Annotated in this window: 8 protein-coding genes; 2 read left to right on the top strand and 6 right to left on the bottom strand. The window is 63.8% G+C overall.

Annotated elements, in window-relative coordinates:
• Positions 1–35: 35 nt before the first annotated feature.
• Both IVB46_RS40675 and IVB46_RS40670 read right to left on the bottom strand, forming a co-directional pair.
• Positions 36–2,555 carry a M56 family metallopeptidase gene (locus IVB46_RS40675; RefSeq protein WP_247303879.1) on the bottom strand — a complete coding sequence of 840 codons (2,520 nt, stop codon included), beginning with the start codon at positions 2,553–2,555 and terminating at the stop codon, positions 36–38.
• Positions 2,552–2,944 (bottom strand): BlaI/MecI/CopY family transcriptional regulator, encoded by a 393-nt coding sequence (locus tag IVB46_RS40670; RefSeq protein ID WP_014493096.1) that lies wholly within the window; start codon positions 2,942–2,944, stop codon positions 2,552–2,554. Before IVB46_RS40670 ends, IVB46_RS40675 begins: the two co-directional genes overlap by 4 nt.
• Before the next feature lie 381 nt (positions 2,945–3,325).
• Between IVB46_RS40670 and IVB46_RS40665 the strand changes: the two genes are divergently transcribed.
• Positions 3,326–4,729: a hypothetical protein gene (locus tag IVB46_RS40665; RefSeq protein ID WP_247303881.1), complete on the top strand. Its 1,404-nt coding sequence runs from the start codon at positions 3,326–3,328 to the stop codon at positions 4,727–4,729.
• A 235-nt stretch (positions 4,730–4,964) separates the two neighbouring features.
• Here the strand turns inward: IVB46_RS40665 and IVB46_RS40660 are convergent, their stop codons facing one another.
• The 3 genes from IVB46_RS40660 to IVB46_RS40650 all read right to left on the bottom strand — a co-directional run bounded on the left by IVB46_RS40660 (position 4,965) and on the right by IVB46_RS40650 (position 10,212).
• Positions 4,965–6,617, bottom strand: a complete 1,653-nt coding sequence (locus tag IVB46_RS40660; protein ID WP_346016163.1) for an NAD-dependent malic enzyme — start codon at positions 6,615–6,617, stop codon at positions 4,965–4,967.
• Between the two features lie 162 nt (positions 6,618–6,779).
• Positions 6,780–7,778: a tripartite tricarboxylate transporter substrate-binding protein gene (locus tag IVB46_RS40655; protein ID WP_247303883.1), complete on the bottom strand. Its 999-nt coding sequence runs from the start codon at positions 7,776–7,778 to the stop codon at positions 6,780–6,782.
• A gap of 100 nt (positions 7,779–7,878) precedes the next feature.
• Positions 7,879–10,212, bottom strand: a complete 2,334-nt coding sequence (locus IVB46_RS40650; RefSeq protein ID WP_135214130.1) for a mechanosensitive ion channel domain-containing protein — start codon at positions 10,210–10,212, stop codon at positions 7,879–7,881.
• Positions 10,213–10,934: 722 nt separating this feature from the next.
• Here IVB46_RS40650 and IVB46_RS40645 point away from each other — a divergent pair.
• A complete protein-coding gene (locus tag IVB46_RS40645) occupies positions 10,935–11,819 on the top strand; it encodes an MBL fold metallo-hydrolase (RefSeq protein ID WP_247345425.1) in 885 nt (294 codons plus the stop codon).
• Between the two features lie 143 nt (positions 11,820–11,962).
• Here the strand turns inward: IVB46_RS40645 and IVB46_RS40640 are convergent, their stop codons facing one another.
• On the bottom strand, positions 11,963–12,217 hold the full coding sequence (locus tag IVB46_RS40640; RefSeq protein WP_071910559.1) for a DUF3551 domain-containing protein: 255 nt from the start codon (positions 12,215–12,217) through the stop codon (positions 11,963–11,965).
• Between the last annotated feature and the right edge of the window lie 6 nt (positions 12,218–12,223).

Raw genomic sequence — 12,223 nt, 5'->3', positions numbered from 1 at the left:
GTCTGAGCAGGCACTCCTGCGGCAGATGTGAACCGCTAGAAATTGGGTCCGAGCGCGATCTTCGTGATCGTGCCGTTCCTGACGCCGATGCGCCATTCCGCCGAGCCGTTGGCGAACTGGGCGACATAGATGTCGCTGTCGAGCGCGGTGACGCCACGGAACGAAACCGCGCGCAATGCGCCGAGCCGCGCCAGGATCGCCTGGTCGAACGGAAGCTGCTGACGCGTGATGTCGGCCACCTCCGACGTCATGCGCTCGTAGTCCGGCTGCCCCTTGCCGACGCCTTCGATATAGCGGCGCAGCATCTCCTCGCCATTGGCGATCGGAACGGCGCGGCGCGCTGCGCGCCCCGGCCGCGCGCCGATGTTCGACGCTTCGACATTGTGGAAGCGTGTCTGCCGCCCCGGCAGCAGGACCTCGAGGCACCGCCCAGACTTGTCGGCAATCACCCAGGGATTGTTCACGGTGGTCGTGGACGCCCAGGACACGTTGGGCCTGACGGTGCTCTGCATCCTGCGATTGCCATCGGCGTCGAGATTGAAGACCTGGATGTCGTCGCCCATCTCGTTATAGACCATGATCCTGATCGGCGAAGTGCCGGCGTGGCCACGCACGCGCGCTTCCTCCGAGCAAGGCACGATACCGCCGAGCTCGTCATTGCCGTCGGGCCGGAAGATGACGTCGCCGGCCTTGCCGTCGGGCTCGATCATCAGGCGGAATTCTGCCGTGCCGTTCTCGAACTTCGCGCCATAGATGTCATAGCCGCCGGGGCCGACGCCGCGGAAGAAGATCGATTCCACCACGCCGAGCGCCTGGAACGCCTCGCGCATTTCATTGAGCTGCCGGTGGACTTTGGCCGCGAGCGGCGCGCTCATGCGATCGTAGTTCGGCGTTCCGGCGCGCAGGTCTTCGATCCCACGCAAGATCATCTCCTTGCCGCCCGCGACCGGGACTTGCTCCCTGAACCTGTCAGGAACTTCCGCAAGGCGGCGCGTGAAGTCCGCCTCGACCGCCTGGGCCACCGCTGCATCGACGCGAGGCGCGAGGCGCGCGCCGAACATCGCGCTTTGCACCAGCACGCGTGCAACCTTCGACTGCTCGTCGCGCAGGAAGATCAAGAGATGGTCGCCGCGGAAGGAGAAGGCGTCAGCGCCCTCGGCGAGGACCTGCGTTGCGCCCTGTCCCGTCTCACGCAACCAGAGACGATCGCCGTCACGCCGCAGGGTGAGCACGCGGTTCGGCGCGATCCTGTACCAGCCGACATATTGATCGAGCGACGCGGGGTCGACGGTCGCCGTCGGCATCTCGGCGACGCGAACCGCGCGGATATCGCGGCCGTTCATGCGCAGCGTCAGCTCGGAGGAGCGGCGCTCCGCATCGAGCGGGAACGTGATCTCGCCGGACGAGGCCGCGTAGGCCGCGGTGCCGTCACTGCCGACGGTCAGACGCAGCCTGCGCTGTCCGGTGAGCTGGCCGTAGAGGTCGTCGCCCTCGCGGAAGATGGCGAACACCGAGGCAGGACCCATGGCGTAGAAATTGACGAAGGGGCGGTAATGCTGGGCCGGCACCTCGCCGGTATCCGCAGCGACGGGCGCGGGATCCGGGGTGCGATAGGCGATCATGCCGGCGGACACGATCACAGCCGGAATGATCGCGGCCGCGATCCACAGCCGCTTGCGCCAACCGACCGCGACGGGCATGGCGGCGGCCGCGATGATGCGCTCGACGCGGGCGCGCACGGTCGATACCCGCGCCATCGCGAGCTCCACCGGCCGCGGATTTACGCTGGTTGCAACATCGAGCAGGATTTCGGCATAGGACCACCGGTCGTCGATGACTTCGATCGCCTCGGCGTCGCTGATGATCTCGGCGAGCTCGGCCAGGCGCGCGAGCTGCCACCACGAGAACGGACTGAACCAGAACACTGCACGGTTGAGCGAGGCGAGCAGCAGGACGTAGAAATCGCGATTGGCGACGTGCGCGCCCTCATGCGCCAGCACCGCGAGGCGCTTCTTCGCATCCCAGCCGGAGAACTGCGGCGGCACCAGAATGGTCGAGCCGAACGTGACGGGACCGCCGACCTCGCGGCTGACCCGCACGTCGGCGTCGATCAGCTGCGGGCCGCTCATCGGCCTTGCCGCGCGTGCCAGACGCCAGGTCAGGCAGAGACCGATGGCCAGCCGCAGCAGCAATGCGCCGGCGACGCCGGCATAGACGATGGTGGCGACCAGCCACCAATTGATCGATACAACAGCTTTTGCCGGCGCCACGACAGCCGCGCCCGGCGGAATCGGCAGCGCGGGTTGCGGGGCCTCCAGCATCGAGATGTCGGTCGGCAGGAAATCATCCGGCACCGATACCGGCAGAGGCATCCGGGTGATCGTCAGCGTCGGCCAATGCATGACGAAGGGCATCGCCAGCGATGCCAGCAGCACGACGACCCACGCCGTCATGTGGACGTGCGGATTGCGCACACGAAACAGGTTGAGACCGAACCAGACGACGCCTCCCAGCACGAAGGAGCGTAGCGCCGCCTCAGCCAGAGTTGCGATCATTCTTTCTTCACTCCCCTCGCCTTCTTCGCCTTGGCCACCTGGTCGGCCAGTGTACGCAGCTGCTGCTGGTCGAGCATCGCATTGTCCACCATGCCGACGAGGACTTCCTCCATCGAGCCGTTGCAGAACCAGTCGACGATACGCTGCACCGCCTTGGCCGCGACCCGCGCGCGCTCTTCTGCAGCGTGGTAGACATAGGTGCGTCCGTCCACGGTGTGCCGAGCATAGCCCTTTTCTTCCAGCCGGCGCAGCACCGTGCGGACGGTCGATTCCTTCAGACGCCGCGACAGCCGCTCGCGCACGACCTCGGCCGTAACGGGACCATGGGCCCAAACCAATTGCATGACCTCGTGCTCGAGGTCGCCCAGTTCGGGCAAACGATCGTCCATGGCATCTGACCTTGCGGATTGAGTTTTCTTGTAACGCTACAGATCGTCGCACATGCGGCCGTGCCACGCAACGGCGATTCCACCGGGAATGGCGGTGGTGGGCTGACCTAATGGGGGCTCTGCGAGTCGGATGGACTTTGGCTCTGGCCAGGACGCGGACTCATTAAGGCGCGGCCATGACCTGATGACGCGGGTTGAACGTGAGGGAATGGGCAAGCAATTCAACCTATGATAGCGTACGCGCCGTTAGGCCAGTCAAGGGACTTCCCGTGACTTCATTGCGGCGTTGATACTCGTTGTCACTCGCCGAAGGAATTTGCCTCGGCAAGCGCCGCCGCCAACGTTTCACACCGTGATCAGGATACATTTCGGGAGGAAGGAATGTTCGTACGCACCACTATCCTCATGGCGTTTTTAACGTTGGGTTGCACGGCGGCCCTTGGTGCCGACCCTCGATGCGTCACCACTTCGTATAACCCGACCTTCGGAGTGCCTCCCGGACACACGGAGGACCAAGGCTTCAAGGGGCGCTTCGACTATCCCAGCACCGCAGGCGAATCGGTACCGGATTTCGTGTCGACGATTGATTTCCGGACCGATTGGCGCGCCTACATGAATGCGGTTCTGGATTACGCTTTCGACGGCAACGAGGACGGCACAGAGGCGGGGGTTTCTAATGCGTTCCGCATTCAAGACAACCGCAAGCGCAATTGGTACCACGGCCTCTGGATGGATCGGACAGCTACAGGACGGGAATTTCTGCATGGGCTCACGGCCGAGCGGCCCACCCTCAAAGATCAGCTTAAAAACGGCGTCGATGGCGGCGATCAGACGTGGGCAATCGGATTTTACAATGAGATCGGGGCAACAACATTTGCAAAGGTCTTCAAGGAACCATGCCAACCGGATCTAACCAACGTCTTGTTTCCGGTGGGCACCGTCTCATTCAAGCTCCTGTTCAGCACCGTGTCCGATGACAAGGTGCCATATCTAAAAGGTGCGCCAACCTGGGATGCTGACATTGATCGGGTGGTCGAGCATAAGACGACCCGTGTGAGTCAGAAAGTTCATCTCATCCAGCTCGATATTGCCGTTCGAGACCCGCGGGCGGGCACCAGCGGATGGGTATTTGGAACGTTCGTCTACGGCACGGATGCAATATCCAAGGACCCCTGGCGCAGGCTGATACCCGTTGGACTGATGTGGGGTAACGATGCCTACGCCGAGGCCGATCGGCCCGTTACGCAGAGCATGATCAATGCTGATCTGAAGGGCGTTACCTTCGGTTGGCCAAACCGTTTGGAGATGGGGTGGCATGGGCGCGTGAACGGGCCGCTCGACAACCTGAACTCTTCCTGTTTGAGCTGCCATGGTAGCGCACAGTTCCCACGTAGCCTCCTTCTTGGAAATGTTCCAAGCAGAGCTGTCGACCCCGATCCGAAGAACAGGACCGCTTATGGGGAGCGGCTCAGGACCTATTTCAGAGACATCGCGCCCGGTGAGGTGTTCGATTCCCGTACACGATTTTTCAACGACAACACGAACAGAACATTGGTCAACGCGATCAGCCTCGACTACTCGTTACAAATCCAGACAGGGCTGGAACATCTATGCCAATCGGCGAAAGATCGCGAGAAGCCGTTCGACGTCGTCGACGTGCCAACCGTGTGTGTTCCCTCATCGTGGACAACAACACCCTTGTTCAGGAACGTCGCGGATCAGGCGACACAGCGCAAGGAGCTGGAGAGCATCGATTGGCATGCGCTCAACGCTGCCATTCGGTGATAGAATGCGTAGGGCACACGTACGTTTAGGCTCGAGCGGCGCTGTCTCGGCTACAACACGACGCCCCGTCGGGACGCGATACACTCGACCTACGCTCTGAGCGAAGCGGACATCGCCGACGCCTTATGGGTACGCGCCTGGCGAGGCGCCCCTGCCCCTCCACCGGATTGCGAGCTTCGCTCGCGCTGAGAGGGTCGAGGTGAGGGGCTGCCTCCACAAGTTCGGATCGTGAGCCTCAATACTTCGGCTCGTACATCTGGGACTGGATCAGGCCCTTCACGTCGTTGGGTGCAGGTCCATCCGCCAGCCCGCGTTGATAGGCGACGTCCGCCACCGCAACGGCGATGCGGGCCGAAACCTCGCGAATGCGAGGGAGTGCCGGATAGAGGCTGCCCTGCGCGAGGTCCTCCTTGCCGACGCAATCGGCGAGCGTATGGGCGGCCGCCATGAACATCTCGTCCGTCACCAGGCGCGAGCAGCTCGCGATGACGCCGAGGCCGACGCCGGGGAAGATGTAGGAGTTGTTACCCTGGCGCGGCACGAAGGTGCGGCCGTTGAGCGTCACGGGATCATAGGGACTGCCGCAGGCGAACAGTGCGCGGCCCTCGGTATAGCGGTAGGCATCCTCGGCCGAGCATTCGGCCTTCGAGGTCGGGTTGGAGAGCGCGAACACGATCGGCTGCTCGTTGAGCGCGGCCATCGCCTTGAGCACCTCGGGCGTGAAGGCGCCGCCGACCGCGGCGACACCGATGATCGCCGTCGGCTTCAGCGTCTTGATCGCGGTGAGGAAATCGGCGATCGGCGCCTGGCCGGCATGGGCATAGCGCAGCTTATGGCCAGAGAGGCCGTCACGGCCGCCGACGACGAGGCCGCGGGAATCCACCAGCCAGTTGCGCCGGAGAGCTTCCGCCTCGGAAATTCCCTCCGCCATCATGGCGGAGACGACGAGATCGGCGATGCCGGTTGCGGCCTCGCCTGCACCGAGGAACAGGATGCGCTGATCCCTGAGCTTGCCGCCATTGACGCGCAGCGCCGAGAACAGGCCGGCGAGCGCCACGGCCGCGGTGCCCTGGATGTCGTCGTTGAAGACGCAGGCCTCGTCCCGATATTTGTGCAGCAGCTTGAACGCCGAGTGATTGGCGAAATCCTCGAACTGGATCAGCACGCCCGGAAACGTCTTTCGCGCGGCCTGCATGAACTCGTCAACGAAGCTGTCATAGGCCTCGCCGGTGAGCCGCCGCTCGCGCAGGCCGAGATAATAGGGATCGTTCAACAGCTCTTCGTTGTTGGTGCCGACGTCGAGCACGATCGGCAGGCAATGCTCGGGATGCACGCCGGCGCAGGCGGAATAGAGCGAGAGCTTTCCGACCGGGATGCCCATGCCATTGGCGCCGAGATCGCCCAGCCCGAGGATGCGTTCGCCATCGGTCACGACGATCAGCTTGGCCGGATAGGGCCAGTTCTCCAGGATCTCGGCGATCTGGCCGCGATCGCGCGATGAGATGAACATGCCGCGCGGCCGCTGGAAGATCAGGCCGTATTTCTGGCAGGCGAGCCCGACCGTCGGGGTGTAGATGATCGGCTGAATCTCGTCGATATTGTCGACGACGACGCGGAAGAACAGCGCCTCGTTGCGGTCATGCAGCGCATTCAGCGCGACGTATTTCTCCAGATCCGTCGGCAGCGTGCGCAGATTGGTCAGCACGCGCTCGACCTGGGTCTCCATCGTCAGCACGCAGGGCGGCAGCAGGCCGCGCAGGCCGAGCGCATCGCGCTCCGCTTCCGTGAAGGCGGTGCCCTTGTTGAGCAAGGGATCGCGCAGCAGCGTCATGCCGTGAGCGGGGTCGGATGATGTCGATTGGGCGCTGACCCGAGCAGGTCTATTCACGAAATCCCCCAGGGAGTTTCTTATTGAAGGGCAAACATTGTCGGCCAGCGCTCACCTGAGATCAAGGACGTAGAGACTCAAGGCTCGATTGTGATCTCGCACCGCAGCGAGATTTCGCGAAAAGCCGGCATTTGCGCGCGAGAAGAGGTTAACGTAGCAGGACTACTCGGGCTTGATGTCGGCGGCCTTCACGATCGGCCACCATTTCTCGGTCTCTGCCTTCTGGAATGCGCCGAGCGCCGAAGGCGATTGCTGGTCGGCCGGCGGAATCTCCTGCCCCAATTCGGCGAAACGCTGCTTGACAACGGGATCGGCAAGCACAGCGACGATGGCCGCGTTGAGCTTTGTGACGATCTCCTTCGGCGTGTTCTTCGGTGCCCAGATGCCGTGCCAGTAGGAGATGTAGAGACCGGGCAGGCCCGCCTCGTCGACGGTCGGGATATCAGGCGCGGAGGCGAGCCGCGTCGGCGACGTCACCGCGAACGCCTTGATCGCGCCGTTCTTGTATTGCGGCAGCGAGTTCGAGGCCTGGTCGAACATGATGTCGATCTGGCCTGCAACGAGATCGATCATGGCGGGTCCGGCGCCGCGATAAGGCACGAACTGGAAATCGGTGCCGGTCTTCTCCTTGAAGAAGACGCCTGCGACGTGCGCGCCCGTGCCGGCACCGGCCGTGCCAGCAGTCGCCTTGCCGGGGCTGGCCTTCAGCCACGCAATCATCTCTTTCAGATTGTTGGCCTCGAGCGACTTCCGGCCGACGATGAGCTGCGTTCCCATCGCGATCGTCGCGACCGGCTCGAAATCGGCGATCACATCATAGGGCAGCTTGAAGATCGCGCCGTTCAGCACATGCGTGCCCCAATGGCCGATCGTGATCGTCGTGCCGTCAGGCGTCGCGCGCGCGACGCGGGCGCCCGCAATGCTGCCGGAGGCACCGGCCACGTTCTCGACCACGACGGTCGTGTGCAGCTGAGCGGCGATCCGCTCGGACAGGATCCGCGCCAGCGTGTCGGTCGGGCCGCCCGCCGCGAACGGCACCACGAGGGTGATGGGGCGCGACGGGAACGGCTGGGCGCCGGCCGGCACGGCCCACGCCGCGGATCCGATCAATGCGCAAATGACGATCACATGACCGCGTAGTCCAGCCCACAGCCCCGGCATTCCATCCACCCTTTTTTCATCGCCCACATGTTGTCAGCGGGCTGGGGCCGGAGTGAACGCTGCCGGGCGGGCAGAGGCAAGCTGGAAATTATGCCGAGCGCTAACCAGCCGCCCGCCGCGGGGCCAGATTGGCGGCGCCATCAGCCGGCGGCGCGATCTGCATCAGGATGGTCTGGACCGGGGATGCGACCTCGATGCCGTTCTGCTGGAAGCGCAGCTTCATGCGGCGGTTGAATTCGCGCTGGACCGGCCAGCGGCCGGCCTCCGTGCAGCGGATCTGGCCGACGATCGACACCATGGCACCATCGACCTTGTCGATGCCCCACAGTTCGAGGTCGCCGCGAATTGCCGCGCGAAACTCCGGCTCGCGGCGCATCTCCTCGACGATGTCCTTGAGAATCTGGCCGGCGCGGTCGGTGTCTTCCTTGTAGGCGACATTGACGCTGACGGACGCATTGCCGGCGCCGCGGCTGGCATTGGTGATGGTCGTGACCGCGCTGAAAGGCACGATGTGCACCGCGCCGTCGCCGGCGCGCAGACGAATGGTGCGGATCGAGACGTTCTCGACCACGCCGGAGAGGCCGGAGACGCTGACGTTATCGCCGACCTGGACCGTGTTCTCCAGCAGCAGGAACAGGCCGGTGATGAGATCCTGCACCAGCTTCTGCGAGCCGAAGCCGATGGCGATGCCAACGATGCCGGCGCCGGCCAGCAGCGGCGCGACATTGACGCCGATCTCGCTCAGAGCGGTAAGGCCGACGACGGTGGCGATCAGGCAGAGCAGCGCCGTTCGCAGCATCGGCTGGAAGGTGCGCAGGCGCGCCGCGCGGGCGTAGTGCCCGTCGCGTGACAGCGTATTGATCTGGCGGTCCAGCAGCGCGTTGCTGGCTTCCCAGATGGCGGCAGCAATGAGCACGGCGATGCCGATGGTCGCCACCGCCGAAATCAGCCGGCCGCCGATCTGGCCTCCATAGAACCAGACGATGGCGTCGACGCCCCAGACTTCAAGCACGGCCACGAAACCGATGAACGCGATCACGCTGGATACGATCTTGCGCAGTAGCGGCAGATAGCGGTTGGCGCGGATCTCGAGGCCAGGAAAGCGCTGGAGGATCTCCGGCTTGATGCGGAAGCCGCGGTCGATCAGGCTCAGCGTCACCATGATGGCGACGCGCGTGATCAGCGCGACCACGACGGTGCCGACGAAATATTGCAGCAGCAGCGAATAGCCATTGCGGATGTTGAGCGCCCAGACCGCCCACAGCGCGAGGTCGAGCGCGATGGCGAGATAGTGCCAGCCGCCGGCAATGCGGTTGCGCAGGCGCGCCGCGATCCCCTGCCGCTCCGCCGGCGCGCGGATGGCTTCGGCGACCTGGCGGCGGCATTGCAGGATGATGACGACGACGAAGAGATGCACGACCAGCAACACCATGCGCAGCAGCGCGGCATAGCCGGCACGATGCAGGCCGAGCAGCAGCGCCACATTGGCGAAGGCGATGCCGGAGACGCCGACGCCGACGATGCGCCGCGCCCAGATCTCGATATAGGCCGCGGTTTCTGCCCGAACCGGAACCAGGCCAAACGGCCCCGCCAGCGCGCGGACGACGCAGATGAGCCCGCGCGAGAACGCATAGGCATTGACGACGGCGAGGATCACGAGGCGGACGGTTGCGGGATCGCCGATCTCCGTGCCGAGCAGTGCGGTTGCGACGCCGATGAAAACGAACACGGGGAGCAGCTCGAGCAGGAGACGCCCGAGCACGAAGGGCAACCGCAGCAGCAATTGCCAGACACGTGCGAGACTGTTGCGGCGCTTGTGCAGTTCGGGCGCAGGCGTGACATCGGCGACCGATGACGGCGGATCGGCGATGGGCAGCACCTGCGCCGGCAGGCGCGCGGTTTGCGGGACGCGTCCTTCCAGGAAAGCAACGGGCCGCCGGATCGCGCGGAAGATCACCCACTCCGCCGCAATGGCGCAGCCGAGCACCAGCGCGAGCTTCCACGCGATCTCGATCAGGAGGTTGTAGGCAACGGGATCGTTGGCGGTCCGTACGATCCAGTAATAGAAGGCGGGGAAATGCGTCAGCGTCCGCGCCACGTCGGCGATCTCGCGCGAGATCTCGCCGATCTCTTCCGACACCGTGAGCAGGAGCTGTGCGCCAAGGCCGTCGGCCGAGAGCGGGATCGGCGACTTCTGCTCGGGCGCGGCGGGCACCGGCTGCTGCTGACCGGGCACATTCGCGATCACGCGCAGCGTATCGATCATCTGCGCACGCTTTTTGTCGTCCTGGAGCGTCTCCAGCGCACGCTTGGCTTCCTCCGGCGACAGTGCGGCAGCCCTGTTGGCGGCCGGCGGCTCGGCGCGGACGGTGGAAAGAGATGAGATCGCGATGAAGAGAGCGGCGAGGAACGCCGGGGCAAGCTTGTGCGACACGAGGATTCCCTGAAAAAGTGCATGCGCCGGCGGCGTCGGGACTGTCGCCGCCGAAGCACTGCGTCATGTCGTATCGACGCTATTCGCCCCGGCGCTGTGTCGGAAGTTGGCCAGCGAGGCGACATTCTCTTGGCATTTGCCGCAGTGCAGGAACGGGAACCGTCGGCTCCGCGCGGTCGAACATCGACCGAGTGCGATGCGCACGACAAAACCCTCCCGTCATTCCGGGAGTCGGCCCGGAATGACGGCGAGGAGGAGGAGAAAGCAGGATGTCAAAGCGCCTGTCATGGCGGCCGCATCAGGGCCATCCGACACGATCGGTGTGATGCAAAATACAGCGCCGGGTAGGTAGGGGCTTTGCCTCACTGATGCAGCCCGCTAAACCTTTACCCGGCGTGCCGTTCGCGGTTTCTGCCGCTATGCGATAGTCCGAACGAGCTCCATCGCACTTAACGCGGCTGGATCTGCGGAGGTGGTGTCATAGACCTCCCCTTGCTCTTGAGGTGGACAACGCGTCGCTTGTTTGCGACCGAGACCATGCTCCTCCCGTGACATAAAACTGTCAAGCAGGATCAATGGCGCCGGTATCACATTTGAGGACGTGTTCCCTCCCACCTCGACAGATTGATCGCAGTGGATCAGGGAATAAATTCCCTCCCGCCGCGTTTGTGTCAGAGAGTCCATTCGCCTTCCGCATTCCATCCATTTCCAGAAAGCAAGACATGAAAGCATTACTTTGCATCGCCGCTGTTGCGGCCCTCCTGACTGGATCAGCCTTCGCGCAGACCCCGCCGCAGACCTCAACCAAGAAGGTCGACGGCACCGAGAACGTTTACGTCTTCCGCTATGGCGGTCATCAGTCGATGTTCGTCGTGACGCCGCAGGGCGTGATCGCGACCGACCCGATCTCATATTTGCGTCCGGCAAAGCCCTATATCGACGCCATCAAGGCCGTCACCGACAAGCCGATCAAATACGTCATCTACAGCCACCACCATTACGACCACATCGCCGGCGGTCAGCCCTTCAAGGACCTCGGTGCCACCTTCATTGCGCACCGGCGGACCAAGGAGCGCCTGCTCGAGCTGAAGAAGCAGAATTCGCTGCTCGCCGATGTCGTGATGCCGGACCAGGTGATCGGCGACAAGAAGAGCATCACGCTCGGCGGCACCACGCTGGAGCTGAACTATGTCGGCCGCAACCATTCCGACAATTCGCTGGTGATGCGGCTGCCGAAGGAGAAGATCGTCTTCGTCGTCGATTTCGCACCGATCGAGTCCGTGCAGTTCCGCAACATCCCAGATAACGCCTCGCCGATCGAGTATATCGCGTCGCTGAAGAAGCTCGCATCGCTCGACTGGGAGCGAATGATCCCCGGCCATCCCTATGCCGGCGGCCGCTTCGGCACCAAGAAGGACGTCGAGGACGACATCGCCTACATGGAAGATCTATCCGCAGAGGTGAAGAAGGCCGCCGATGCCGGCAAATGCTTCGACACCGCGATGAAGGAAGTGAAGCTGCCGAAATACGAGAAATGGGCGAATTACGAGACCGCCCTTCCCGCCAATGTCGAGCGCTTCTGCTACTGGTGGGGCCGCGGGTATTGAGGCTCGGCTTGCTCAGACGCGACGAGCTTCGCTCGCGCTGAGACCGTAGGGTGGGCAAAGGCGCTCTTGCGCCGTGCTCACCACCTCTCGCCGGATGAAGATTGGTGGGCACGCTTTGCTTTGCCCACCCTACGGGATCGTCGCTAGCGAACGCGCCGCCCTGTCCTCGCCGACGGCGCCTGCGCGAAATACGGATTCGTCAGACATGTCGCCGGACGCCCCTGCGCGCTTGCCTGGCACTGGGCGAACGAGGAGAAAATGCAGTCCATCCGCTCGCCCTCCAACTCGCCGAAGACGTGCAGGCAGACCGGCGCATCGCCCCCATAGGTCTGGGCGCGCGCGGAACCGGCGATCAAGAGCGCGGCGAACAGGGAAACGACGACAGCAGGCTTGTACACGACAAC

Source organism: Bradyrhizobium sp. 61 (assembly GCF_023073075.1).
Lineage (GTDB): Bacteria > Pseudomonadota > Alphaproteobacteria > Rhizobiales > Xanthobacteraceae > Bradyrhizobium > Bradyrhizobium barranii.
This window is presented reverse-complemented; position numbering and strand designations above follow the sequence as displayed.

Coding starts and splice junctions, on each gene's coding strand:
- IVB46_RS40670 (WP_014493096.1), bottom strand. CDS start 2,944: ATGGACGATCGTTTGCCCGAACTGGGCGACCTCGAGCACGAGGTCATG.
- IVB46_RS40665 (WP_247303881.1), top strand. CDS start 3,326: ATGTTCGTACGCACCACTATCCTCATGGCGTTTTTAACGTTGGGTTGC.
- IVB46_RS40675 (WP_247303879.1), bottom strand. CDS start 2,555: ATGATCGCAACTCTGGCTGAGGCGGCGCTACGCTCCTTCGTGCTGGGA.
- IVB46_RS40645 (WP_247345425.1), top strand. CDS start 10,935: ATGAAAGCATTACTTTGCATCGCCGCTGTTGCGGCCCTCCTGACTGGA.
- IVB46_RS40655 (WP_247303883.1), bottom strand. CDS start 7,778: ATGCCGGGGCTGTGGGCTGGACTACGCGGTCATGTGATCGTCATTTGC.